The organism is Nocardia sp. NPDC055002 (assembly GCF_053608825.1).
The window spans coordinates 876345-901948 of the sequence record NZ_JBSGWE010000004.1; the positions used below are offsets into that span (position 1 = coordinate 876345).

A 25604-nucleotide genomic window follows, 5' to 3' on the forward strand; every position below is an offset into this window, starting at 1 on the left:
GTGGCGAATCCGCCTACCGCGCGAGCCTTCCGCTATCGAACCCCTACTCGCACTTGACGATCGGGATGGGGTCGTACTTCACGGTCCGCGTGTGCCGCGACACCTGCGCACCGGACTTGGCGTCGGTGATCACCCGGGTGTCGGAGATGGTGAAGCCGGGCGCGCCCTCGGAGGCGATGCAGTCCTTGCCCTTGGGCAGCACCACCTCATTGGGTTCGGTCGGCTTCGACTTCTCACCCGTAATCGATTCCACGTTCACGGTTTTGGTGCCCCACAGCCGCACGGTGATATCGGAGCCGGTAGCGACCGCCTGAATGTAGACACCGGTGGTGCCGGTATTGCGGAACGCCAGGTCGATCGCACCGTCGAACACCGTCGCCTCGCGCGCGGCCGGGTAGCGCGAGATGTAGTAGCTGTGCTCGGTGTGTCCGCCGTCTTCCATCCCGGCGAAGTAGGCCGCGTTGTAGAGCGTGGTGGCGAACTGGCTGATGCCGCCGCCGACCGCGGTGCTCGGCCTGCCCTTGTCGATGATGCCGGACTCCACATAGCCCTCCGCCGCGGTGCGCGGGCCGGTGAACTCGTTGAGCGAGAACGTATCTCCCGGTTTGACCACCGCGCCGTCGACCTTGGCGGCGACCGTGCGGATATTCACCCCGGAGGGGCCGCTGAATCCGCCGGTGGTGAACTGGCCGATCGTCTCGTTGATCCCGAGCGCGTTCGCGGCCTCGGTGGTGAGCTTGGGCTCGATGCGCTGATAGACCACCGGGCTGGTGCGCGGACCCGGCTGCGTGAGCAGGGCGGGCAGCTTCTCCAGCGTCTTGGGCCAGTCCACCTTCTCGCCGACCACGGCGGGCACCACGGTCGGTTTGCCCGCGCCGACGGTGAAGGTGGCGTCCTTGGGTTCCACCTCGGACTTCGCCAATTGTGGTGCGAGCAAGGCGATGACGGCGTCGCTGTTGAACTGGGGTGCCAGCCCGCCGTTGCCGTCCGGCACGAAACCGAGCACGTCGGCGATCTGGCCCGTGGTCAGCGTGGCCTGAACATCCTTGCCGGACACAGTGATCGGTGACGCGACGGCCGGTGTGGCGATGTCGCGCACCGCCGCCTGCACGGCGTCGGCGCGCACGGCGACCGGCGCGGCCACCACGGGCAGATCCAGTTGGCTGGTCGCCGCCCAGCGGTCGGTGATCGTGGGGCGCGCGGCCTCGGTGTCGAGCACCCGGCCCGGCACCGGCGCGACCGCGACCGGCCTGCCGTTCTCGAACCGCACCGTACCTTCGACGGTCGGATTGTCGTGGACGCGGAAGCTCTCGAGCTGTGCGTCGAGGGCCGCGGTGTCGACGGTGCTCGACACCGGAACCTCGCGGGTGCCGAAGAGGGAGATCAGCCGGCTCACCGGGTTCAGCGGCTGGCTGCCGACGGCGTCCCAGGTGCGGTCGTAGTCCACCGACAGACCGGCTGTGGCGGGCACCATGCTGGCCTGCACATCGCCGATCCGCACGGGCAGGGGTCGCTCGGCTTTGGGGCCGAGTTCGGTGTGCAGCAGCGCGTCGGCTTCGGCCTGGTCCATCCCGCCGATGTCGATACCGGCGACGACGACGCCGCGCGCCACCTCACCCGTGCTCAACGCGAGGTCGGCCAGGTAGGCGGCGGTCCCGACGGCCAGCACGGCGCCGACCGCGATCCCGATCCGCTTGACCAGCTGCTGGTTGCCCGGCGGGGCCGGCGGGGGCGGGCCCGCCGGGCCGGGGGTGGGTGACCAGCGATCGCGGGTCACGGTGTTCAAGGGCTGCGTAAGGGCGGTGGTGTCCGGATCGAAAGTGCGATTTGATTCGAGCAGCTTGCGTAATCCGACCTCGCCCCTTCGGTCGGCCGGTTGTCCGGCGGTCGACTCGCTGGGCACGGAGGTCCTTCCGTTAGGTTGGCCCCGAATGTTTGCGGGGTCCGGCCCGAGGGTAACGCGCTTCGGCGCGCTCGGCAGCTCGGCAACCGGGTGGGGGCAGCAGAAAGGCTCCGCGTAGTTGCCGGGTCGGGGGTCTGGCAACTACACGGAGCCGATCTGTTTATCGGGGCTCGGAGCGGGGCGTTACAGCCCATTCGGAAGAATTTCGGCGCGCGGGCCGACGCCGCCACGAGCGACGACGCGGCGGCGCGAGACAATCGGGGTGAGACTCGACACCACGGACCGGACAACGAGGAGAACTGATGCAGCTGGGAATGATCGGCCTCGGCCGGATGGGTGCCAACATCGTGCGCCGGATCGTGCGCGACGGGCATACCGCCGTCGGTTACGAGCGCCACCCAGGGCCGATCGCCGAGATGGAGTCCGAGCTCGGCGGCAAGTTCCGCGGCACGACCGACCTGGCCGAGTTCATCGGCATGCTCGAGGTGCCTCGCGTGGTGTGGGTGATGATTCCCGCCGGTGCTACCGGCAAGGTGATCGAGGACGTCGCCGAGCTGCTCGAGCCGGGCGACATCATCATCGACGGCGGCAACAGCCGCTACCACGAGGACATCAAGCGTGCGAAGGCGTTGGAGCCCAAGGGTATTCACTACCTGGACATCGGCACCTCGGGCGGCGTGTTCGGCCTACAGCGCGGCTACTGCCTGATGATCGGCGGAAACGCGGCGCAGGTCGATTACCTGGAGCCGCTGCTGGCGACCATCGCCCCCGGTTACGAGTCGGCCCCGCGCACCCCTGGTCGCACCGGTGAGCCGTCGCAGGCCGAGAAGGGCTACCTGCTGTGCGGTCCGCACGGTGCGGGTCACTTCGTGAAGATGGTCCACAACGGCATCGAATACGGCGCTATGGGCGCTTACGCCGAGGGTCTCAACATCCTGAAGCACGCCAACGCGGGCTCGGAGTACCTGCACGGTGAGCACTCCGCCGAGGAGACGCCGATGGAGCACCCCGAGTACTACATGTACGACCTGGATATCCCGGCCATCACCGAGGTGTGGCGTCGCGGCTCGGTCGTGGCCTCCTGGCTCCTCGATCTCACCGCGTCGGCCCTGGTCAGCGACCCCGACCTGGACTCCTACAGCGGCCGCGTCTCCGACTCCGGCGAAGGCCGCTGGACCATCGACGCCGCCATCGACACCGCGGTCCCCGTGCCGGTCCTCTCGGCCGCCCTCTACCAGCGCTTCTCCTCCCGCGGCCAGGCCCTCTACGCCGACAAGATGCTCTCGGCGATGAGAAAGGCGTTCGGCGGCCACAACGAGCTGCCGCAAAAATAGCCCCCTAGACGCCCACAACCGGCCTTTCGTCGCCAGACGGAGGTCGGTTGTCGCGTTTTCGGGTCGGATCGGTAGATCGAAAATCCTCGGATGCTACCCGGACCGGAGAGTAAAACAACGATGTTCCACAAAATAAGAACACGTTCTTCTTTTCCAGGACAAGCGTCCAGTCGGACCTATACCTTGTGGTCAGAGGGGGGAAAGCCCACCTGATGAGGAATTCGCCCCGGTCGTCTCGCCCGGGGCTTTGGAGGAAAAGCATGTTCCGGACTTCGCGTATCGCCGCGGGCGTCGCCACCACCGCCCTGGTCGTCGCCGGTGTCGGTGTCGGCCTTGGATCCGGCGTCGCCGCCGCCGACGCCACCTGCGCGGTGAGCAGTCACGCGCAGAAGAAAGACGCGAGCACCGTGGGCGTCACCCACGTCTACGACAAGATCGCGAGCGCCGAGCAGATCGGCGTCGGCACCTCGGTCACCTACAAGGTGATCGTCGGAACCACCGGGATCGGCAACCCGTACGTCAACACCATCACCGACTTCCCGCCGGTCGGCTTCGGCGCACCGACCAAGACCACCATCACCGCCTATCACGCGATCGGCGGCCAGGTCACCGAGGACGTCACCGCCGAGCCCAACGCGGGCGGCTGGAAGGTCACGAGCACCGGCTGGTTCGTCAACTCGGGCAACCCGGTCACCCTGACCATCACCTACCCGGTGCCGAGCAGCGTCAAGACGGGTCAGATGGTCACCAGCGGTGGTGTCGGGGTCGCGGGCACCGTGGGCGTCAGCAATGAGATGCCCGGTCTCACCGCCTGTTTCACCGCGCGCGGCGCCAACGCCGGCGAGACGGTGATCGGCAGCCTCGGTGACAACGGACTGGGTTCCGATGATGGCCAGCTGAGCTCCACCGGCTCGCTGAGCGACATCATCTCCGACGTGCTGGGCGATCTGATCGGTAGCTGATCGTCTGGCACCTGGTCGCCGGGACGGTCTCGCGCTGCCGTCCCGGCGAACCATTCTCTATGTGGCGCAATCTTTTTCGAATTCTGTGAGGACTCGTGTTCCCCTGTAAGCGGACGGCGCTGACCGCGCTCGCCGTCATCGCGCTGTCGGTCGTCGCCATCGGGACCGCCGGTGCGGACGGATCGCGGCTGGATCGGATCGAGCGGCCCGGCCAGCGGCAGCAGACGCTGCACGTGTACTCCGCGTCCATGGACCGGGTGATTCCGCTGCAGGTCATCACGCCGCACGACACCAGCGCGCCACGTCCGACGCTGTATCTGCTCAACGGCGCGGGCGGCGGCGAGGATATCGCGAACTGGTACAACCAGACCGACATCGTGCAGTTCTTCGCCGACAAGAACGTCAACGTCGTCACGCCGGCGGCGGGCGCGTTCTCGTACTACACCGATTGGCAGCGCGACGATCCGAAGCTCGGCCGCAACAAGTGGCAGACGTTCCTCACCGAGGAACTCCCGCCGATCGTCGACACCACCTTGAACACCACGGGCGTGAATGCCATCGCGGGCCTGTCGATGTCGGCCACCGCGGTGCTCAACCTGGCGATCGCCGCCCCCGACCGCTACCGCGCCGTCGGCTCCTACAGCGGCTGCGCTTCGGTCGACGACCCCGTCAGCCGCGCCTACATCGATTTCGTGCTCGCCCGCGGTGGTGCCGACCCCGCCAACATGTGGGGCCCACCCGGTGACCCCGCCTGGCGGGCGAACGACGCCTATCTCAACGCGGAACGCCTGCGCGGCAAAGCGATCTACCTGTCCAGCGCGAACGGACTCCCCGGCGCCGCCGAAACTCTCCCACCCGGTGCGACGCCAGGAAAGGTCATCGGCATGACCGACCAGATCCTGCTCGGCGGCGCCATCGAAGCCGCCGCCAACCAGTGCACGCAGCGCCTCGCCGCTCGCCTCGCGGAACTGAACATCCCCGCCCACACCGAATTCCGCCCCGCTGGCACGCATACCTGGCGGTACTGGGAACAAGATCTGCACAACTCCTGGCCCCTTCTCGCCGCCGCTATCGAAGCGAGCTGACAGCGTGTCGAGCAACCTGAATGGCTTGTAGCACTGGGCAATTCGAGTCGTCAAGCCCCTGGAAGTTATGGATAACACTCGTATAGAGGCACCCGATGTGGTTATTAGCTTCGCTCAGTTTGTCCCTTGAAAGGCTTGTCATGCATCGTCGAATGATCCGAGTCCTTGTTGCCACCGCGGCTGTCGCCGGAATCGCCGCAGGCGCGCCCACCGCGCTCGCCGCCCCCGCGCAACCGGCTGTAGTGGCCGAATCAGGTTCCGCCGGCACCGGTTCCGCCGCGATCGACATTCCACTCGGCTTCCTCAAGCTCATCCTCTGCGGGCCGTGGGCGTCCTCGGAGCCGCACCCGAACCCGACGTGCCGCTGAGGTCTGACAACGAAACGGCGGGTGGTCTCCGAAGAATCGGAGACCACCCGCCGTCGCTGTGTGTGTGATCAGCGCGGACTAGCGCTCGATGATCGCCACCACGCCCTGGCCGCCCGCGGCGCAGATGGAGACCAGCGCACGGCCGGACCCCTTCTCCGCCAGCATCTTCGCGGTCGAGGCGACGATGCGGCCGCCGGTCGCGGCGAACGGGTGGCCCGCGGCGAGCGAGGAGCCGTTGACGTTGAGCTTGCTGCGGTCGATGGAGCCGAGCGCGCCGTCGAGGCCGAGGCGCTCCTTGCAGTAGGCGTCGGACTCCCACGCGGCCAGGGTGGCCAGCACCACGGAGGCGAACGCCTCGTGGATCTCGTAGTAGTCGAAGTCCTGCAAGGTGAGGCCGTTGCGGGCCAGCAGGCGCGCGACCGCGTAGGTGGGCGCCATCAGCAGGCCGTCGGGGCCGTGGATGTAGTCCACCGCGGCGACCTCGGAGTCGACCAGGTGGGCCAGCACCGGGAGGTTGCGCTCGGCCGCCCACTCGTCGGTGGACAGCAGCACCGCGGACGCGCCGTCGGTGAGCGGGGTCGAGTTACCCGCGGTCATGGTGGCGTCGCCCGCCTTGACGCCGAACACCGGCTTCAGGGTCGACAGCTTTTCCACGGTGGAGCCGGGACGCAGGTTGTCGTCGCGGGTCAGGCCGAGGAACGGGGTGATCAGGTCGTCGAAGAAGCCACGGTCGTAGGCGGCCGCCATGTTCTTGTGCGAGAGGTAGGCCAGCTCGTCCTGCGCTTCGCGGGCGACGCCGAATTCCTTCGCGGTGATGGCGGCGTGCTCACCCATCGACAGGCCGGTGCGCGGCTCGGCGTTGCGCGGGATCTCGATGCCGAGCATCGAGGGGCGCAGCTGGCCGACCAGCTTGACCTTGTCCTTGGTGGTCCGGGCGCGGTTGGCGGTGAGCATCCACTCGCGCATGTCCTCGCTCACGCCGATCGGCGCGTCGGAGGTGGTGTCGGCGCCGCCGCCGATGCCGGACTCGATGCGACCCAGCGCGATCGCGTCACCGACGGTGACGATCGACTGCAGGCCGGTGCCACAGGCGAGCTGCAGGTCGTGGGCCGGGGTGTAGGGCGAGAGCTTCGAGCCGAGCACGCTCTCGCGGATCAGGCTGTGCTCGCCGACCTTCTTGAGCACAGCGCCGCCCACGACCATGCCGAGGCGCTCACCCTGCAGACCGAACCGGCTGACCAGCCCATCGAGGGCGGCGGTGAACATGTCCTGATTGGACGCCTTGGCGTAGGCCTTGTCGGAGCGCGCGAACGGGATGCGGTTGCCGCCAACGATGGCAACCGGGCGCTGAGTCTTGGCGGCCTTGGCAGTGCTGGTCTTAGCAGTGCTGGCCTTGGCCGTCGCCGAGCGGGCTTTGCTAGTCACTCGAGTTCTCCATGGTCTCGTCGGTTCCGGGTAACGCCGGCCGGTGGAATTGGCCCCCGTGCGGTCGCGGCGTCGTATCGGTTTACATTAAACTTACTCCGGAGTAAGTTCGTTGTCGACACCGTACCCGCAAGTGTGCGCTCACACGGGGGACACTGGGCGGAGCACGGTCACACACTCGTCGAGCACAGAGAAGGTAGGAACAGTGGCAGCCAAGAGCAAGGGTGCACCGAACCTCTACGGATCTTTCATCCACTCCGCCCCCGGCGCGTTCCTCGCGAGCAAGCTGGGCCTCCCGCAGCCGGCCGAACTGCGCCGCTACAAGGCAGGCGAACCCGCGCTGCCCGGCCCGGTGCTGCTCGGCGGCAAGGGTCGCCTGGCCGAGCCGGTCCGCGCGCTGCTGTCGGACTACACCGTCGCGGACTCGCTCGAATCGGGCACCAAGTACGGCGCGCTGGTCTTCGACGCCACCGGCATCGATTCGATCGACAAGCTCGCGCAGCTGTTCGAGTTCTTCCAGCCCGCCATGCGCAGCCTCGCGCCGTCGGGCCGTGTCGTGGTTCTCGGCACCACCCCCGAGCTGGCCGGCTCGGTCGACGAGCAGATCGCCCAGCGCGCGCTCGAGGGCTTCACCCGTTCGGTCGCCAAGGAGCTGCTGCGCGGCGCGACCGGTCAGCTCGTCTACGTGCACCCCGAGGCGGGCGCCGCCGCGACCGGCCTCGAGTCGACCCTGCGCTTCCTGCTCTCGGGCAAGTCGGCCTTCGTCGACGGTCAGGTCATCCGGGTCGGTTCCGCCGACTCGGTCGCCCCGGCTTCGTGGGATTCCCCGCTCGCCGGCAAGGTCGCTGTCGTGACCGGCGCCGCGCGCGGTATCGGCGCCACCATCGCCGAGGTGTTCGCCCGTGACGGCGCCACCGTGATCGTCGCCGACATCCCCGCCGCGGGCGAGGCGCTGTCCGACACCGCGAACAAGATCGGCGCCACCGCGCTGGCCCTCGACGTCACCGCGCCCGACGCCGCCGAGCGTCTGGCCGACTTCGCCACCGAGCGTTTCGGCGGCATCGACATCGTCGTCCACAACGCCGGCATCACCCGCGACAAGCTGCTCGCCAACATGGACGAGGGCCGCTGGAACTCGGTGATCAACGTCAACCTCGCCGCCCCGCACCGCATCACCTCCGGCCTCGTCGCCAAGGGCGTGCTCAAGGAAGGCGGCCGCGTGATCGACGTGTCCTCCATCGCGGGCATCGCGGGCAACCGCGGCCAGACCAACTACGGCGCGTCCAAGGCGGGCGTCATCGGCATGGTCGACGCCGAGTCCCCGCTGCTGGCCGAGAAGGGCATCACCATCAACGCGGTGGCGCCCGGTTTCATCGAGACCGCGATGACCGCCGCCATCCCCGTCGGCACCCGTGAGGCCGGTCGCCTGATGAGCTCGCTGCTGCAGGGTGGCCAGACCGTCGACGTCGCCGAGACCATCGCCTACTTCGCGAGCCCCGCGTCGAACGCGGTGAGCGGCAACGTGGTTCGCGTCTGCGGTCAGAGCCTGATCGGCGCCTGATGACTCAGACGATCACCCTCACCGAGGTTCCCAAGAACGGCGGCCTGTACGCCAAGGCGGCGCTGGGCGCCATCCCGCTGCCCGCTCCGCTGTCGGCGCGCAAGCCGACCCTGCCCGACCGTCGAGTAGTCCTCGAGGGCGTGCGGGTCGACCCCGACCATCTCGCGGCGTACTGCCATGCCACCGGCCTGCGTTTCAGCGACACCCTGCCGCTGACGTACCCGTTCATCCTCAGCTTCCCGCTGGCGATGCAACTCGTCGTCGCACGGGACTTCCCGTTCAGCGCGGTCGGTGCGGTGCACTTCGAGAACGTCATCGAACGCACCCGCGAGATCTCGGTCGCCGAGCCCCTCGATTTCTCCACCCATATCGAGAACCTCCGCGAACACCCGAAAGGTCTGCTGGTGGACGCGATCACGGAGATCAGCGTCGGTCGTGAACTCGTCTGGCGGCAGGTGACCACCTTCCTGCACCAGCAGCGCACGTCCCTGTCGGGCGGCCCCAAGCCGGCGCCTCCCGCCGACGAGGTGCCCCCGCCCCCGCTGCGCGTGCAGCGCGTGGATCAGAAGATGATCAACCGCTACGCCGCCGCGTCCGGCGACCACAACCCGATCCACGTCTCCGGGATCGGCGCCAAGGCCATGGGTTTCCCGCAGACCATCGCCCACGGCATGTGGTCGGCCGCCGCGATCCTCAGCACCGTCGAGGGCCGTGTACCCGAAAAGGCCACTTACGCGGTCAAGTTCGGCAAGCCGATCTTCCTTCCGTCCTCGGTGAACATCTACGCCGACCAGGTCGGATCCGGCTGGGATCTCTCCATCCTGCATCCCAAAAAGGGGTACCCACACCTCACCGCAACCTTGCGCTGAGTCTCTACCGGCAAGGGCCGCACACTCCAGGGGGGTGTGCGGCCCTTGCCGGCTTCAGGGCACGGAGAATCGGTCGTCACGGGGGATTGTGTTCGGGGCCTTACGCTTTCGTAAGGTTGGTCGATCGTCATCCCGATAGTCGTCGTTACGGGTAATTGCTGTGACTTTACTCATCGGCCTGAATCGGTTCGCTACACAATTGCCGTAGTGCGAGTTTTCGCCCGTTCTGGTCTACCGTCCGGTGTTTTCTTCTGCGTGCTAAAAAATTGCCCAGCGCGCGGTGGGCGGCCTTTGCAGTGTTGCCGGGCCGCCAATATCGCGTGCTAGCACCACCGGGCAACTATTCGGCATCTGAACACTGTGGTGGCCGAATTTCGAGCATTCCGATTCCTCTGAAACGCGGGTAGAACTTCTCTTGCCCAGCGATCGTTCGGTCGCGCCGGCGGGTTCACCAGATCCAGATCCGTGGCGAGAAGTGTTGTGGAGGAAGCGTTGTGAACAAGATCAGTCTTTCGAATCGGGGGATTCTGCGGGCGGTTGCCGTCGCCGGGGCGGCGCTGTCGCTGGTCGCGAGCGCCGGGGCGGCGGGCGCGGACACCGGCAGCGGTGAGACCGGGAGCGGGGTGATCGACACGGGCAGTGGGATTCTGGGAGATCTGCTCGATACCGGCAGTGGAATCCTCGGCGGTAGCTCGAGCGGCGGGTCGTCCGAGAGCGTGCAGCCGTGCAACCGCTCGACCAAGTCCGGCGGGGCCGGCGTCACCAACACGACGCATCAGCTCGGCGTCACCGGACCGACCTCGTTTGTCCTGACCTACGAAACCCTCAACATCCCCGACCGCATCCAGGTCTTCTACGAAGGCGGGCAGGTCCTCGACACCGGCTACGTCGGCGACAATGCCAACCAGGGCACCGGATCTCGGGTCGTGTCGTTGCCTGCGGGCTCGTCCTCGACGGTGAGTGTTCGGGTCACAGGACCGAATGACACCCAGTGGGAGTACACGGTCAACTGCCCGTCGTAGCGAGACCGGTCCATCCCGGTCGATATCGCACGTGTGGGGGGCCGCATGCCCGAAAAGGCATGCGGCCCTGAGCAAACAGCTATCCGGCAGGAAACTGACAGCACATATTCCGGTCAGCGCAGCGCGCGGCGGGAAACATGAATATGACTGCGCGCCAATCGATTGTGCACCAGAACCTGTTACGGGTTTTCAGGGTGATATCAATCATGGACTGAGCCGAGCAGTAACTGGGTACATAGCAAAGTTCGGCACAAGCGTGATGCGCTGCCTCGATCCTTCGCTGCGGGGATCTTGCCGCCGTTCGCGCGATTGATCGATCGTCCAGCGGTAATGATCTTGTTCGAGTTCCCGTTCGTGATGCCGAACGGTGGTCTTCGAGCAATCGATATGAGATCCCCGAAACGAGCCCTGCCGCCGGGCGCCCGTCGGGCAAACGCGCAGCAATGGTTCGGCGAATGCCCCGAATGTCGCGGGCTAGGGAGGGGTCGCCGACCGTGTTAGAAATTTCAGTCGGCAACAAAGTCGGCAATCATGGTAGCTCTGGTAGCTCACAGTTGTCCGGTCGCCACTAAGATCGCGACCTATGGGTCGAGTTGGCCTTGTTCGAACTATTTGCGGTGTGGTGTGACGAAATCTGATGAAGCAGTGATCGATCCGGTAGCGCGGGTCGAAGAGAAAGTACGCACCCGTGGTGGCCGGTTCGAGTTTCTGGATGCGCTTCGAGGTTTGGCGGCCTCGGCGGTAGTGATCGGTCATTGTGGGGAGCGACTGTGGCCTGAATACGCACGGTTCTCGTCGTCGCATTTCGGGGCCGGCATGTTCGGGGTCTTCGTCTTCTTTATCGTCAGCGGCTTCATCATCCCCGCGTCATTGGAGCGAGGGCGATCGCTTGCCGCCTTCTGGGTAGGCCGGTTCTTCCGGCTGTTCCCGTTGTTCTGGGGCTGTCTGATCGCGGCGATGATCCTCCATTCAGTCGGCCGATTCAGTCTGCAATCGGGCTTTCTGGCCGATCCCGCATGGCACATGATCACGAACGCCACAATGGTGCAGTTCTTCCTCGGCGCGCCGAACACTCAGGTGATCGGGGCCGCGTGGACGCTCTCCTACGAGTTGGTGTTCTACCTGTTCGTGTCGCTGTTGTTTCTCGGTGGGCTCAACCGGCGATCGGTGCCGCTGGTCGTCCTTGCGATCGGCTCGATTGTCGCCGCACTGTTCCTGCCGGTCGCGATGGTCAACGGCCCCGACGCGAACCTTGTCAGTCGCCTGATGGTCGTGGTCGTGACAGTGGCGGTCGCGGTGTTCTTCGCTCGTCGTGCGGCCACCAGGCGCTCGTCCGGCGCAGCGGTTCTACTCGCATCGATCGCCGTCCCGCTGGTCCTCAACCAACCCGGTCCGTCGGCATACTCCGCCACGATCTTCGCGACGATGCTCGTCGGCACGGTGCTCTACCGGATGACGGCGGGCGAGATCGGCACCACGCTCGGCTGGGGGATGTTCGGGTTCGCCGCATGCGTGATCCTCGGGTTCAAGTTCGTCGTCGAGCAGCCCCACCTGGACCCGGCGACCGGCGTGTGGGTCCCCTGGTGGAAGGAAGCGGTCACCATGGTCTGCGCCTACCTGCTGTTCGGTGCCGCGCTGCTACTGCGCCGGTATTCCTTCCCGCGCCCCTTGCTGTTCCTCGGGCGGATCAGTTTCTCGCTATATCTCATGCACGCCCTCGTATTGGGCGCCATAAACCCCTGGACAACATCAGTTCTCGGGATATCCGCGGCCTGGCTCACCTGGTGCACCTGGGTGATCGGCTCGATCGCTCTCGCGACCCTGACCTACCACACGATCGAGAAGCCCTTCCACAACCTCGGTCGCCGTCTGATGGACAAGATGGACGCGGGAGCCCGCCCGGCACCGACCCCGGTCGTCTGATCGACTAGCCAGCAAAAACGAATGCCCCGCCATGAGCGGGGCATTCGTCGTCGGGCTCAGCTGTGCCTGGCCGCGCGAAGCCCGTTGACGTAAGCGGCGACAATCCGCAGATCACCTTCGGACAACCCGGAGAGATCGACGATTCCCTCGGTGGATTGCGGTCGAACGTGCTCCGTCTCGATCGGGTCCAGCCCCGCTTGGGACAGCAGCGGTTCGGCATCGAGCCCGACCGCCGCCGCCATGGCCTGCAAGGTCTCGGCCGTGGTGCTGGCGGGGACCTTCTGTCCGCGCTTGTACTGGGTCCCGTTCTCGACCTGCGTCCACAGGCTCGTACTGATCCGTGCTGCTTTCGCGGCGCGGTCCATCGACATCTCGCGCTCCTTGCGAGCAAGTCGCAGGGTGGCGCTGACCTCGGCGGGGACCACCGCGCTCCGTTGTCTCACCATGCATCGAGGGTAGCAGATTGTTTGCACTGATGTATGAAGTGTATGTAGTCATCGGCTGCGAATTTGCGAATCGAAATCCTGCATCGAATGTAGACCGTAACAGTGAACGGCGAGTTTGTTTGTGGTGGTACGTGACTGGGTACAGCACTCTGCCGCCTCGGCTTGACAGACGCGTTGCAACAACGTTGCATACAACGAGTATCCGATTGTGGGTCCCAGTAGGAGCCACTCCTGGACACAGCCCGGGGGCGCGCCATTCGATTTCGGCCGCGTAGCAGGGTACGACCGGGGCTCCGGCCCGCTATCGACCGAAGGAGCAAGTACATGGGCCCATACGATGCCGTCACGGCGTCGAACCGCATTCGTGAGGACTCATGCGGCGTGACCCCACTGGACAGGTGGGCCGATGACAACCACCTGTACCTGGATCGGGAAGCCGCGCGGGATCTGGCCCGGATGCTCGGGGACATCCCGGACCTGGCCGAGGATCTGTCGGACGCGCGCACGCGCCAGACCCGCTTCGGTGCGGTGGACTACCGCACGCGCAATGGCTCACGGGAACAACGACTTCCGTTCAATCCCGTCGCCGCTCGCGCGGCCGACCATCTCCAGTCGGTCTTGGTGGCCTGGGTTCGGTTGGTCTGCGAACAGCGCGGCGTCGACTACACCGGGGTCGCGACCATCAGTGGAATGGCGGAGTGGTTGCAGCGCAACATCATCGCGCTGGCGATGACGGAAGGTGTGGAGGCCGCGCCCGCTGAGTTCGCGGCGGCGATCGAGGCCGCGGAAGCGGTGGTGTGTCCGCCGGTCGATCTCGCTCCCGCCGATGCGGCTCTGGTTCTGCGCGCCAGGGCGGTTCGCCTTCATGCGGCCGCGATCGGCAAACTCGCCGAAGAGCTGGGTGACGGTTTCCGGAACCTCACCGCTCGGCGGGTCCGCACACTGCGCAAGGCCGGTCTGATCAGCCCGGTCCCGGGGCCCTGGTCGCCGGACTGGCCGGAGCTCTTCATCGTGGGTGAGGTTTTGGATGCGCACCGTGCCCTTCCGGCGCGGCACCGGGCGAAAGATGCATAGCGAACAGAGTGACCCAGCGGGGCGTCGGCAGATTGTTGCCGGCGCCCCGCTGGCGTTGTGGGGCCGCTGCACGGCCGGATTCAGAGGCCCGAAGTGCTTAGGCCGCAACAAGTTCAGCCCGATTGCGCCATCGCTTCATATCGGAATACCTGCTTCTACCTGGGATTTAGCTTCTTGTGAAAGTCGGTGTTGACAAGTTGTGGCCGATGACGCAAACTAGTGCCAGCGGGATTCTTCGTGCCCAAAATCATTTCGGCACACCGCGATTCGATGCCAGCGAGCGCTGTCCCCGCAGATCCTGACCGGGACTCGGTTCACGTCAACGCTAGAATGGGACCGTGCTCTCGACCGAGAGTCTCGACATTTCGGCTGCTGGGTGAGGTTCTACTTGTGTCAGGTGCATTCGATGCATTTACTCCCGATGAATCCGGTAAGCCGACCGGTGAGAGACCTACTCGCGAAGGCGGCGAGCCCCTCTATCGAGTAGACGACTCGATACCAGGTCGAAGGAACCGTGTCGGCCATGTCGACCTCTCCGACATCTGCGTAGAAGACCTCCAAGTCGTCGCTGGTGCGGTGGATCGTTGGCGCTCGCTCCGGGCGCCGACCACGGTGACGCGTAACACCTCTCGGTGACCTGACACACGGCATCTGGCACCGTCTCCGGTGGTGATGATGCGACGGGTCGTGGTCAGTTCCGAGTTGTGAGAGTTGTGTATTGCCATGGGTGATGAAGGTGAGTCGGATGCTTCGATGCCGGACCGACAAGATATCGCGGTGCAGCGCAATGGGTTCAACGCCCAAGAATCTGCGTTCAACCAGGGAATCCGGGTCGATTCGGCCGTGGTCTTCGACTTCGTGTCGTATTGGTCGGTAGTCGACCGCGCAGTCCTCATCCAGGCCGACCTGTCCGGTCATGTACGAAACGAAGTCATCGCACACGCTGTTGCCCACATCGAGATGGCCGAATCACGCGAACTGGCAGCGGCACTCGACGGCGAGCGATGGCGCGGCCGGATCGAAATGCAGGTGCACGATGTGGTGGCACAACGCCTCATCCCCGTCTCCCACCTGCGTGACGCGCTGGAGGTGGGCGACAACCTCACCGATGTCTCCGCGCTCCTCGGGGTCACCGAGTTCCTGCTCGGTTGGCGATTGCAACACCTGGCGAACGAGGAGTTCGCGGTGATACCGGTGCATCTGCTGAACCGCCTGGGCTGGCTGCCCGGGATGCCCTCCGAATACCCCTATCGGTGCTTGTGGCCGACATCCAGCTCGGGCGAGATGCTTCGCCAGCTGGCACCCGGCCGACACCACCGATAACCACAGTCCTACTCAGCCCTCGTTCCGTGAAAACGGCACGGGGGCTTTGTCGTTGGCGCTTGCCGCCGCCGCATGCCCGCCCCTGACGCGCCCGTCTCCCGCAGCTCGCTGTGGTCGAAAGGCGTTGTCGCAGCGCAGGGGCGCATCGGTCCCGCTCCGGCGGAGCACTCCGTCGGAGCGGGACCTCCACTCACGTCCCAGAGAGGTAGGAACATGTCACTGTGGTCTCCGAAAGGATCGCCCCGCACGATCGATGTACTCGTGGTCGGCGGAACCTGGAATCCTGGCGGCGACGGCGTCACCGGTGCCTTCACCGACGCGCTGAACAAGTCGATGTTCACCCCTCGGATGGTCCCCTATCCCGCCGACTACGGGTCGCATGTGAGCTACGCCGAGAGCGTCGCCGAAGGTAAGCGGGCGCTCCTGGCCGCTGTCGATCGATCGCCGAACCCTGTCGTGCTGGCCGGATATTCGCAGGGCGCGGCGGTTGCCGGTGACCTTGCGGCGGAGATCGGCCGCGGTGAACATCCGGGCCGTGAGGTGATCGCCTGCGCGTTGATCGCCGATCCGCGCAGACCAGCGGGCAAGTATCTCGGCGACACCGACCCCGGCGGATACGGCGTGGTCGGCGAGCGGCCCATCGACGGTATCCCCGCCTATTGGGCCGCGGCGCCCGGCGATCCCATCACCGCACTGCCCGCGGGCAACCCCTTGCGGACCATCGCGGATCTGAGCGCCTTCTTCAGCTTCGCCAGCGCGAACTCGGCGGTGCGCTGGGCACAGCGGATGCTCGACACCGCCACCCGAAATCAACTGCAGCGGTGGTGGTCGCCATCCAACTGGAGTCATTGGACCGGCGCTATCGCCTACGCCCGCGGCTACCTGTTCGACGGCAGGCACACCAGTGACTACGTCCGCTACGGCCACGCCCGCGCTCTCGCCCAGGCACTGAACCGCGATGTCGCCGAAGGGCGCATCTGAGACCCGCGAAACCCTGTGGGAAGGAACACATCATGAGATTCAGCAGAACCCCAGAGCCCGCGCTGGTCCGGTCGGTACTCGTCGCTGTGACGGGAGTCCTCGCCTATCTTCTCGGTCGCGAGATCGACACGGCATGGATCGAAACACTGCTCACCCTTTACGGGTTGGCGACGCCGCTGATCGCGGGCGCACTGATCAGGCCCGCCGTTACTCCGGTGACCGGATCGGCGGGTGAACCCGATGACATCGTGGTTGAGCCCTGAATTCGTGCAGGCGACCGGCATGGCACTGGCCACCGTCATCGGCGCGGTGACCGCGTGGCAGGCCCGCGAAGTCGCCAAGTTGCGGGAGCGGGTGGTTGCCCTCGAGGAGCAGGCCGCCGACGATCACCTCCGATTCCGCGACGCGATACGCCTGATCCGCGCACTTCAACGCCATATCGACGAACTGCTCGGCTTCCTGCGCCTGCATGTCCCTGGCATGGAGCCCCCGGTGGCGGACTACAAGATCCCCGCCACCCTCCAAGAAGAAATCTGACGGCGACCCCGCCGTTCCCGAACTGCATGCGGTCGGCCCCCGGAGAACACTCGATACGGTGCGGGATTCGAGCCCGCCGCATGCCGCACTCCTGACGCGCCCGTCTCCCGCAGGTGGTCTGCGGTCGTAGACGTCGCCGCTGCGTCAGGAGTGACGGTCCCGCCCTCGGCGCTTCCCCTCGTCCACGAGGGCGGGACCCCGAACCCTCACTCACACAAGGAGATACCCATGGCCTGGACAGGCGACCCGGTATGGCTGGCCGATGTGCTGCGCGCTGCCGGGCTGGACGTCATCGAACACGAGGGCTGGCGCGACCGGGGCCACGGCGACTTCCGTGACCTGCGCGGCGTGCTCTGCCACCACACCGCGGGAGGGGGCAAGAACGACTGGCGCATCGTCCAGGACGGCCGCGCCGATCTCCCCGGCCCGCTGGCCCAGCTGGTCCTCGAACGCGACGGCACCTTCCGCGTGATCGCCGCCGGCGTGTGCTGGCACGCGGGCCGCGGTTCCTGGCCCGGCTGGCCCACCGACAACGCCAACTACCACGTCATCGGCATCGAAGCCGTCTCCCGCGGCGACGGAACCGACTGGACCCCAGCACAACTCGACGCCTACAAGCGCGGCTGCGCGGCCATCCTGGCCCGCATCGGCCGCGACGCCGAGGACTGCGTGGCCCACCGCGAGTACTCCCACGAAGGAAAAATCGACCCCGCCGGCATCGACATGGACGAGTTCCGTCGCGAAGTGCAGGCATTCATCGACGGAGAGGACGCTCCGATGAGCGCATCCGAAGTGACCCAGATCCAGGATTTCATCACCGCGTTCTGCGGCCCGATCGGCACCGATGTCAAAGACATCCGCGAGCAGCTGTGCGGTAGCCAGCAGCGGGATGCGGGCATGTTCGCCGGCTGGGACCAGCTCGACGGCATGACCGTGGTCGACGCCCTGGCCGACATCCTGGACCGCCTCAAGGCCCTCGAATCACCCCGTCTCTGACGCGCCACGGCCGTCTGCCGCACAGCGAAAGGAGGTGAATTCCATGCTCCCTGTCCTCCTCGAACTGCTTCAGCTGGCCATCGTGCTCGCGCCGGTGGTCCTGCCGCTACTCGGCCTCTGACGAACAACCGACACAAGATATGGAGACGATGATGGCGCCTTCCGACGCCGGAGAAGATGCGGACGACATCGTCGGCGCCGGCATCCTGGCCGTTGAAGTCGAGGTGAAGCAGTGACTTCGCCATATCCCAAACCTGGGGAGTTCCCCGACTTCGAGCAGTTTCTTGTCGACCTGCTCACCCCGATCGAGACCACGCTGACAACCCTGCCCGCCACGGGCGAGCTGGTGGTGGCGCAGTTCCCGTTCTTCTGGGTCCGGCAGATCGGTGGCAGCACCGATATCAACGAGATCACCTATACCGCGAAGGTGCGAGTAACTGCCGCTGCCAGCGACCGGGCCACGGCACAGGCTGCTGCTGCTCGCGCACGTGTGGAGATCCTCGCTGCGCCAGGCAAATCAGTCAACGGGGTCCTCATCGACTGGGCAGAAGAAATGACGCCCGCAGAAGTCAAGTACTTCCCGCCCACGCTAGCTCGGAGTCAGGGCGCGGCTGACCTGCCGAACCTCGACCCAGTCAGTCAACTCGTAGAGCTCGGATTCACAGTCCACGCGCGACGCCAGAGCTAGTGAACAAAGAAACCAACGAAACGGAGAGAAAATGCCCGCAACCAACCTGACCGCGATCAAAGATGCTCAGCACGAGCTGCTCATCAAGCCGCTCGATGCCGCGGTCTTCCTGGCGCCCTGGTACACCCCCGTACCGACTGCCTTCACCGACGCGTCCAGCGTGCTGCAGACCCTGCCCGCCGCCTACAAGTCGGTCGGTTTGATCGACAAGAAGACCGGCATCGCGTTCGCCCGCGGTATCACCGCGTCCCCGATCGAGTCCTACGGTGAGCTTCAGCCGTCGCGCAACGACATCACCAGCGACATCAGCACTATCGAGTTCGAACCCCAGCAGACCAACGCGCTGACGCTCGCACTGACCACCAACGCCAACCTCGACCAGGCCAAGGCGAACGCCCAGTCCGGTGAGGTGTTCTTCGCGCAGCCGACTGCTGAGCAGATCACCTACTACTCGGCAATCGTCATCGCCAAGGACGGCAACGACGCCGCGCCGGTCTACGTGTTCAAGGTGATGCCGAAGGTCGCGGTCAGCAAGTACGGCGGCGAGCAGTGGACCTCGGCCAACCTGATGTCGCAGAAGGTGACCCTCACCGCTTTCAAGGACGACACCGCCGGCTACGCCGTCGCACACGGTTTCGGTGGTCTGGGCTGGAAGCGGCTGCTGACCAAGGCCGGGATCGCTACCGCGACAGCCTGATCGGCTCAGCGGAATCCACGATGGGCGTGCGCAGCGATCCTCCGGCCTGTGCGCAAGCCCAGTACAGCACTGGTACCGGAGGAGATATGCGAGGAAGCAAATGACCCCCACTGAGTACCCGGTCTTCATGACGGATGGAACCAACGAGTACGTCGTCAACGACGCGACCCAGTACATCAACGCGGTCTTCAGCCTGGGCCACCGCCTTGCGGAACCCGCCGAGCAGTCGCTGAAGTCCGACCAGTAACCACCCATATGGGCGGGATCGCTCCCGCCCGATAGATGAACCGGAGATCCCCTATGGCAGCCACCACCGAGAACACTGACCAGCGCGACCAGTCCGGACGAGATGCCGGCCGCTTCTTCGAGATCCAGCAGGAGCTCAGTAGCAAGCGCCGCGGCCCCTATCGGCTCACCGAGGACATCCTCATCCAGCCGATCACGCGTCGACAGATGCGTGCGATCCGCGCCGAGCAGGACGAGGACAAACAGCTGGCGATCGTTCTCGGCCAGGACTACGAAGCCGTAGAGGAACTGTTCGCCGACCGACCGGTCGACGAGTGGCTTGCCTTTCAGGAAGACCTGAACGCCTTCTTCTTCGGCGAAGGCGCCACGGAGCTGCCGGGGGGATCTCAGGGCTCGTAGAGTTCTGGGACCGATTCGGTGCCGCGCTCGAGTTCGACCTGTTCGAGCGCGGCATCGATGTCCGAGACTGCTTCGGGCCCAGTGAAATCCGTACCCGTGATTGGCGCACGATCTGGCGTCTCAAAGATCGACTCCCGCTCGGTTCTCACTACAAGACAGCGTTGTCAACCGATCGCCCACTAGCCGAGCTGTTCCTCCGCGACGAAAGCACAGACACGCAACCTGACGAAGTCAACGGGGACGCCCGAGGGTTCACAGTCGACACCTATCTGCTGATGACGATCGTGGACAACCTGCAAGCCGTTCAAGCAGCCGTCATTGCCGCAGCCGGCGTCGATCCGCCGCCCGTCGTGCCTTTGACGCGACCGACGACAGCATTGGAAGAATTGCGTGAGGAACGCCGACGTCGAGGTCTCGAATTGTTGATCGCGCAATTTTGTCCGATGACTCTCAATTGACGGTGTAATTAGAAATCAGCGTCAGCCTTTGGCGTAGTCGGGAAATTCAAATATCAGCCATTCGTCAAACTCTCTGGCGCGCTCCGGGGAATCTATCCCGGTATTGAAACCTATGGGTTTGCGTAGATACCATCGCATTAATTTTCTCGTTAGTTTGTATTCTCCAATAGTGGCCAGATGTAAGGCAACGCCGCGTACAGTGGTCGGACTGATGTTGAGCCAGAAACGATCGACCCGTTCTCGATGTTTCGCGACCCTGAGCAGTTTTGCGTTGCTGTCACGTTCGGACGCCCATTTTATGGCAAGCGTTGCGAAGGTCTCGGAAAATTCATTGCAGACAGATTCTGCGTCCACGATTTGTGCAACAATAAATCTCTTCCGTTTCTCCTCTGGCGTCCACAAATGTATAGCCGAATCGATCGAGAATCGCTTGATTGGAATCGAATGCGCGAACTCGATGGGCATCGATTGAAATTTTGCTACTACCGGTTCCGAGACGAGATGGATAATCCCATCTAGTTGGATAGCACTGCCGCGACCAACGCCCGATGAAATCACCTCGATCGCAACACTGAGGTTGTGCGGGAGCTGGCGGTCCCATACGAACCATCCTGTATCCGGACCCCGAGGGGCCGATTTCAACGAAAAGCCACGCGCATCCAAACTGGACGTCAGATGTTTGTCGATCGCTCGATCCAGCCGCGATCCCCCTGAGGAACTCATGCGCTCATAGTACTGGATGGCGGGGTCGCATACGCTCAAATATCTATAAATCTAAGGAAGTGTCATGTCCGACAAAGATGCAGGGCTGCTTTCTGATGGTATTCGAATAGCAACTGACGCAGGCGTCGGCGCTCATACCATCGGCGTTATGAGGAATCCATGGCAGCCTATGGTGTACCCGACATTGCGCGGTGAGAATGCGCCCCGCGTGGATCCACGATACCTGCACCCCGTTGCGCCGGGGCAGAACAAACTTCTCGAACGCACATTCAACTCCTTGCCGGCGCAGAACGGACCCAGCGGTAACCCGCTCGAATTTTCCAGACAGGTTAAGGGTGCAGTTGGCGAGCCGCTACTGAATCAATTCAACCATCTTCTGGGAGACAAATTCTTGGTCGGGGGCGGAGCGGGAGCTAAAATTGTACCGCCAGCGGGCGGGGCTGCCTTTGAGCCCGACAGTATAACCGCCCGCCGTCAGAGTCCTTGGTCGCGTATGCGCAATATCGTTATCGGTGATTCTAAGGTCGGACCGAGAGCCGGGTACACGGCCGGGCAACGGCCGGGTTTCAAGACGTACAATGAAGGAGGGCATGCATTAACACCATTCAAGCACCCCACTTCTCCGGCAAAGTCGAACACTTTCTTGCCCGATGAAATCACTAAATTGCAGGACAAAAATATTCTGCAGCGACCTGCGGCCGTGTCGCATGTGGAGATAGCACGATTTGATCGACATGTGAACGCCACGCCTCGGTTGATCAATAGTACGTTGAAAAACTGGGACCGGTGGATTCCTGCTCCCAATCCTACCCAGGTAAAGGCTCGGGAATCGCTGACTGCAATTGCAAAAGCGATGCCGGATACTCGATACGATCGGATAAATAACAATATATTGTGGGCGCAGCAAAATGCGGCAAAGATTCCTGGCGCAGGTGTGGTGCAAAAGGTGACGAGAGCCCCGATCTCGGCCGGGGTCGGTTTTGGTAATCTGCTGCTGAAAAGCAAGCCGGTGGCGGGTGTAACCCAGAAAATAGCCAACTCGAGTCTGGCTTCTGCGACGGCCAATCTCGCAAATTCCAATACGGCCTCAAAGATTTCCAAGGTCGCTTCCTCGCCAGTTGGCAAATTGGGTGGTCGGGCGCTTGGAGTTGTTGGCACTGGTCTGGCAATTGGTTCTGATATCAAGAATGGGGAGTCGGTTAAAAAGGCGGTGGTCACGAATGGGGTGGGACTTGGTGCTTCGATCGCGGCGGGAGCTGCGGTTGGCACTATGATTCCGGTTCCGGTCGTGGGCACTGTCGCGGGGGCGGTAGTAGGCGCAGCTGTCGGTCTGGGAGCCACGAAAGCGGCGAAGAAGGGGTGGGATTGGGCGGCCAATAAATTCAAGAAGAAGATGGCGGATGGTGGTCCGGTTCTGGGTGCTGGTTCATCTGTCGGGGATATCATCCCGGCGATGCTTTCGCATGGCGAGTATGTGGTTAATGCGGCTTCGGCTGGGCGGTTCAAGCCATTGTTGGATTCTATTAATAAGGGGGTCCCTGGGTTTGCTCCAACAGGGATGAATCCGGCGATGTCGTCGGTGCTCGAGAAGGCTTCCGGTGGGTTTGGGGACGCGGCGAAGGCATTTGTGTCCGGGCAATCCGGCGATGTGATGAAGACATTTGGGTTGAAGGACACGCCGGCCGCGATGAAGGCGGGTACTCAGGCCGCTGAGTTGTTGAAATCAGCTGGGCCGCAGCTAGGTGCGATGGTGGGGTCCGCTGCTAAGCAAGCCGTTCCGGCGAAGGCTCTGGTTGCTTCGGCGATGGCCAAGGGGGGTGCGGTGGACCAGTCGATGACGATCAACTTGCAGACCCCGGATCTTGATACTGCATTCCAGAAGTCGAAGACGTTGGAGGCGCAGCGGGCGTTGACCTACGCCGGCCGCTGGTAGGAGTTCGAAACAACTCTCTGGTCTAACTGTTCGCCCGCATCCAATCAGGATGTGGGCGATTTGCTTTCACTATGAAATGAGGTGTATCAGCGTTGTCTACTGCTGCGTTGATTGAAGTCGAAGGGGTCGACGGTTCGCTGTGGACCCTCTCTGGTGCAGGTCAAGGGCGTGAGGGTGTTGAACTCGGCACGTCGCCTACCGGGCTGTACGACGCCCCTGTCAAGACGATCTGGAATTCATCCGCGTTCCAGATCGGTGCCACCTTCGGCGGCGCGACCTGGCAGAAGCGAGACGTCGTATTCGGTGTGAATGTGTTCGGTACGCAATCCTCGAACTGGGAGAGCACCGACTCCGCCTGGCGAAAGGCGTGGGCGTACGACCGGGACTCGAAGCTGATCGTCACAACCGAATACGGTTCGCGGACACTGCGTCTTCGCTTGTCCGAGCAGCCTGAGTTCAAGCCTAAGCGTGACCCTCACTCGAAGGGTTGGAGCCAGGTCACCATGACCTGTACCGCGGGTGTCCCCTGGTGGATCGAAGACGATGTCACTGCGACCGCGGCATCCACGATAGATACCCGCCCAGATGGCGCATCCGAAACCCTCTGGGTGTCTGTATCGAACCCTACTGACCAGCCGATGTGGTTGCGGTGGGTCGCTTCCGCGCCGGGAGTGTGGACGCTGCCGGACTTCTCGTGGAAAGAAGACAACGCTGCCAACCGAGTGATCACTATGCCCACGCTGACGAATGGTCAGGACATCACTGTCGACACCGACCCGATGCAGGAGATGGTGGTCGCGGCGGACAACAGTTCGGTGTGGGCGCGCATGAACGGCCGGATGTTTGTGCATTCGGTCCCGCCGTGGACCCCGGAAGTGCAGGTCCCGGTTACCGTCAAGGGCGCGCCGGCCGGCGCGATCGTGCAGGTTCGCTGTCCCCGCAACTGGTCGCGCCCGTGGGGGCTCCAGTGACTGATCCCTCGACCAGCAGTCGCATCGACGATATCTATGAGAAGGCGCTCGCGGTCCGCACACAACGCCGAGACCTGCGGGTATCTGCGCCGCTGATCCGCCTGTGGGACGGCGACTGGAATCTGCGCGGCATTTCCCACGCCGAGGTCTCCGGCGATTTCAAGTGGTTGTTGAACGAGTCCGGAACGGGGCAGCTGGTTCTCCCAGCCGACCATTACCTGGCGAAGTGGATCATGGATGCGCGCGGGCGGAGCACCCAGAACGTCCATGTGACCGTGGACAAGGACGGCGCGCGGTGGGGCGGCCGCATGAAGACGGCGACGTTGAAGAAGACCGAGACCGGCTTGAAAACTGTGGTCGTTCAGTTCATGCACGATTACGAGGAACTGAAGTACATCCAGGTGTGGAGCAATCCGCTGCTACCCGCCGCGTTTCAGTTCCCGAAGGTCTTCATGCTGGCCGGCCCGTCGGTGTGGTGCCTGAAGCTGTCACTGTTCCTCAACATCCTCCGAAAAGAGGCGAGTCTTTGGGCACTCCCCGATGATCCACTCGACCCGGAGCAATGGTTCAACCTCGATCAGTCGCGCTGGTCGATGGTGGTTGCCCCGAGCGACTTCTTTTCTGACACGTCGATCTGGACGATCATCTCGTCTCGGTGGAAGACCTGGCACGACATGGCGGCGCCCACTCTCGACGACGCGCATCTGATGGTCACTTGCCGTCGATTTCTGGCAGGTGACCCACCGCCTTGGCCGGGCGCGAACCTGCGCCACGGGTGCCTGATATTCGACATCGTCGATAAGTCCGGGTACTACTCGGGTACTTCCGAGGGCGGTACGGTGCTCGACGGTCTCGTGCACACAGTGCAGGAATTTGTCAATGACATGGCCGAGCAGGAGCCGAATTTCCTGCCCGATCCCAATTCTCCCGAGGAATACCGACGGCAGGACTGGCTCGGCACACTCCCGTCGAACCCCTGGGTGGTGTATCGGGAGAATCAGTACACCGGGATCCAGACCTCCGAGTTCACAATCTCCCCAGCGACCGCCGTGCAGATCAACTGCGGCGGCAACAGTATGCCGGGTGTGAACGAAGCCATCTCGGCAATGGTGCAGATGGTCGGCAACCTGACATCGACTGTGACGGTGAGTATTCCGATCGTCGGAGGTGCCGGTGTGAGCTTGCCTCCGATGGGCGGCCCCCTCGACACATTTCTCAAACCGCTGTACAGCGACACGATTCTGGCTTGGATGTCCTTCAAGTCGCCGTTGCGTCCGCCACGGATGGGCTGGTCGCACTATTTCGAGCGGTTCCAGACCGGCGCTGACAAGGCCTACACGCTGTCGTCATTGCTGTCGATCCGAGCAGGACTTTGGGCGACTCGGGCCTTCTCGTCTCACAAGATCACCATTGCCGATGGAGCGCCCTATTTGATCGGCGAAGGCGGCCGCGGTCACTTCTTCCTCGGAGACCGCATCGGTGCAACCGTCGAGGGGATGCCTGCGGGCGAGATCTTTGTCGAGCAGGTGACCGCACTGGACTTGACCTGGTCCCGAGGTGCGACACCGTCCTGGCGGATCACCATCGGAACCGACAAGGCACTCGAAGATCCCGTGGTCAAGTCCTTGCGTCACGTGCAAACCATCATGGGTGACCTGCAGATGCTCGGCGTTATGTAGT

At 64.1% G+C, this 25604-nt stretch carries 26 protein-coding genes; 22 read left to right on the forward strand and 4 right to left on the reverse strand.

Features of this window, described 5'->3' with window-relative positions; all coding sequences use genetic code 11:
• Window positions 1-43: 43 nt before the first annotated feature.
• Entirely contained in the window at window positions 44-1903 is a 1860-nt protein-coding gene (locus ACWF99_RS20795; protein ID WP_452537127.1) for a VanW family protein, read from the reverse strand.
• A gap of 302 nt (window positions 1904-2205) precedes the next feature.
• Here ACWF99_RS20795 and gnd point away from each other — a divergent pair, with 302 nt between their 5' ends.
• The 4 genes from gnd (at window position 2206) to ACWF99_RS20815 (ending at window position 5652) form a co-directional block, all read left to right on the forward strand.
• Window positions 2206-3237, forward strand: coding sequence for a phosphogluconate dehydrogenase (NAD(+)-dependent, decarboxylating) (gene gnd / locus ACWF99_RS20800; protein WP_378653866.1), 1032 nt, complete (start codon window positions 2206-2208; stop codon window positions 3235-3237).
• Window positions 3238-3497: 260 nt separating this feature from the next.
• Window positions 3498-4199 carry a hypothetical protein gene (locus ACWF99_RS20805; RefSeq protein WP_378635090.1) on the forward strand — a complete coding sequence of 234 codons (702 nt, stop codon included), beginning with the start codon at window positions 3498-3500 and terminating at the stop codon, window positions 4197-4199.
• A gap of 95 nt (window positions 4200-4294) precedes the next feature.
• Window positions 4295-5284 (forward strand): alpha/beta hydrolase, encoded by a 990-nt coding sequence (locus ACWF99_RS20810; protein WP_378635093.1) that lies wholly within the window; start codon window positions 4295-4297, stop codon window positions 5282-5284.
• A gap of 152 nt (window positions 5285-5436) precedes the next feature.
• Entirely contained in the window at window positions 5437-5652 is a 216-nt protein-coding gene (locus ACWF99_RS20815; RefSeq protein WP_378635096.1) for a hypothetical protein, read from the forward strand.
• A gap of 78 nt (window positions 5653-5730) precedes the next feature.
• On the opposite strand, the gene ACWF99_RS20820 is transcribed toward ACWF99_RS20815, so the two are convergent.
• Complete coding sequence (locus ACWF99_RS20820) at window positions 5731-7077, reverse strand: acetyl-CoA C-acetyltransferase (protein ID WP_378635099.1); 1347 nt, start codon at window positions 7075-7077, stop codon at window positions 5731-5733.
• 205 nt (window positions 7078-7282) lie between these two features.
• On the opposite strand from ACWF99_RS20820, the gene ACWF99_RS20825 reads away from it, so the two are divergent.
• From ACWF99_RS20825 to ACWF99_RS20840, 4 genes are all read left to right on the forward strand, one after another.
• Entirely contained in the window at window positions 7283-8638 is a 1356-nt protein-coding gene (locus tag ACWF99_RS20825) for a 3-oxoacyl-ACP reductase (RefSeq protein WP_452537128.1), read from the forward strand.
• Complete coding sequence (locus ACWF99_RS20830) at window positions 8638-9507, forward strand: MaoC family dehydratase (RefSeq protein ID WP_378653879.1); 870 nt, start codon at window positions 8638-8640, stop codon at window positions 9505-9507. The genes ACWF99_RS20825 and ACWF99_RS20830 overlap by 1 nt, the downstream gene beginning before the upstream one ends.
• 494 nt (window positions 9508-10001) lie before the next feature.
• Window positions 10002-10529 (forward strand): hypothetical protein, encoded by a 528-nt coding sequence (locus ACWF99_RS20835; RefSeq protein ID WP_452537129.1) that lies wholly within the window; start codon window positions 10002-10004, stop codon window positions 10527-10529.
• Between the two features lie 531 nt (window positions 10530-11060).
• A complete protein-coding gene (locus tag ACWF99_RS20840) occupies window positions 11061-12452 on the forward strand; it encodes an acyltransferase family protein (protein WP_452537130.1) in 1392 nt (463 codons plus the stop codon).
• Between the two features lie 56 nt (window positions 12453-12508).
• Here the strand turns inward: ACWF99_RS20840 and ACWF99_RS20845 are convergent, their stop codons facing one another.
• The gene (locus tag ACWF99_RS20845) at window positions 12509-12898 is read right to left on the reverse strand and encodes a helix-turn-helix domain-containing protein (RefSeq protein ID WP_378635113.1); all 390 of its coding nucleotides are present in this window, start codon (window positions 12896-12898) and stop codon (window positions 12509-12511) included.
• A gap of 381 nt (window positions 12899-13279) precedes the next feature.
• On the opposite strand from ACWF99_RS20845, the gene ACWF99_RS20850 reads away from it, so the two are divergent.
• From ACWF99_RS20850 to ACWF99_RS20900, 11 genes are all read left to right on the forward strand, one after another.
• Complete coding sequence (locus tag ACWF99_RS20850; protein WP_378635115.1) at window positions 13280-13972, forward strand: hypothetical protein; 693 nt, start codon at window positions 13280-13282, stop codon at window positions 13970-13972.
• A 753-nt stretch (window positions 13973-14725) separates the two neighbouring features.
• Window positions 14726-15295 carry an ImmA/IrrE family metallo-endopeptidase gene (locus ACWF99_RS20855; protein WP_378635117.1) on the forward strand — a complete coding sequence of 190 codons (570 nt, stop codon included), beginning with the start codon at window positions 14726-14728 and terminating at the stop codon, window positions 15293-15295.
• 213 nt (window positions 15296-15508) lie between these two features.
• Window positions 15509-16276 carry an alpha/beta fold hydrolase gene (locus tag ACWF99_RS20860; RefSeq protein ID WP_452537131.1) on the forward strand — a complete coding sequence of 256 codons (768 nt, stop codon included), beginning with the start codon at window positions 15509-15511 and terminating at the stop codon, window positions 16274-16276.
• A 32-nt stretch (window positions 16277-16308) separates the two neighbouring features.
• Window positions 16309-16539: a hypothetical protein gene (locus tag ACWF99_RS20865; protein WP_452537132.1), complete on the forward strand. Its 231-nt coding sequence runs from the start codon at window positions 16309-16311 to the stop codon at window positions 16537-16539.
• Window positions 16517-16813, forward strand: coding sequence for a hypothetical protein (locus ACWF99_RS20870; protein ID WP_378635123.1), 297 nt, complete (start codon window positions 16517-16519; stop codon window positions 16811-16813). The genes ACWF99_RS20865 and ACWF99_RS20870 overlap by 23 nt, the downstream gene beginning before the upstream one ends.
• A 228-nt stretch (window positions 16814-17041) precedes the next feature.
• Entirely contained in the window at window positions 17042-17809 is a 768-nt protein-coding gene (locus tag ACWF99_RS20875; protein WP_378635126.1) for a peptidoglycan recognition protein family protein, read from the forward strand.
• A gap of 232 nt (window positions 17810-18041) precedes the next feature.
• Complete coding sequence (locus ACWF99_RS20880) at window positions 18042-18497, forward strand: phage tail termination protein (RefSeq protein ID WP_452537133.1); 456 nt, start codon at window positions 18042-18044, stop codon at window positions 18495-18497.
• Between the two features lie 31 nt (window positions 18498-18528).
• Window positions 18529-19194 (forward strand): phage tail tube protein, encoded by a 666-nt coding sequence (locus ACWF99_RS20885; RefSeq protein WP_378635131.1) that lies wholly within the window; start codon window positions 18529-18531, stop codon window positions 19192-19194.
• A 100-nt stretch (window positions 19195-19294) separates the two neighbouring features.
• Window positions 19295-19441: a hypothetical protein gene (locus tag ACWF99_RS20890; protein ID WP_378635134.1), complete on the forward strand. Its 147-nt coding sequence runs from the start codon at window positions 19295-19297 to the stop codon at window positions 19439-19441.
• Window positions 19442-19494: 53 nt separating this feature from the next.
• Window positions 19495-19839 carry a hypothetical protein gene (locus tag ACWF99_RS20895; RefSeq protein WP_387446144.1) on the forward strand — a complete coding sequence of 115 codons (345 nt, stop codon included), beginning with the start codon at window positions 19495-19497 and terminating at the stop codon, window positions 19837-19839.
• 161 nt (window positions 19840-20000) lie between these two features.
• Complete coding sequence (locus ACWF99_RS20900; RefSeq protein WP_387446145.1) at window positions 20001-20297, forward strand: hypothetical protein; 297 nt, start codon at window positions 20001-20003, stop codon at window positions 20295-20297.
• 21 nt (window positions 20298-20318) lie between these two features.
• Here ACWF99_RS20900 and ACWF99_RS20905 read toward each other — a convergent pair whose 3' ends face one another.
• On the reverse strand, window positions 20319-21020 hold the full coding sequence (locus ACWF99_RS20905; protein ID WP_387446146.1) for a hypothetical protein: 702 nt from the start codon (window positions 21018-21020) through the stop codon (window positions 20319-20321).
• A 64-nt stretch (window positions 21021-21084) separates the two neighbouring features.
• Here ACWF99_RS20905 and ACWF99_RS20910 point away from each other — a divergent pair, with 64 nt between their 5' ends.
• From ACWF99_RS20910 to ACWF99_RS20920, 3 genes are all read left to right on the forward strand, one after another.
• Window positions 21085-22953 (forward strand): hypothetical protein, encoded by a 1869-nt coding sequence (locus ACWF99_RS20910; RefSeq protein WP_452537134.1) that lies wholly within the window; start codon window positions 21085-21087, stop codon window positions 22951-22953.
• A 92-nt stretch (window positions 22954-23045) separates the two neighbouring features.
• Window positions 23046-23924, forward strand: coding sequence for a phage tail protein (locus ACWF99_RS20915; RefSeq protein ID WP_452537135.1), 879 nt, complete (start codon window positions 23046-23048; stop codon window positions 23922-23924).
• Window positions 23921-25603: a Gp37-like protein gene (locus ACWF99_RS20920; protein WP_378635154.1), complete on the forward strand. Its 1683-nt coding sequence runs from the start codon at window positions 23921-23923 to the stop codon at window positions 25601-25603. Before ACWF99_RS20915 ends, ACWF99_RS20920 begins: the two co-directional genes overlap by 4 nt.
• Window position 25604 lies beyond the last annotated feature (1 nt).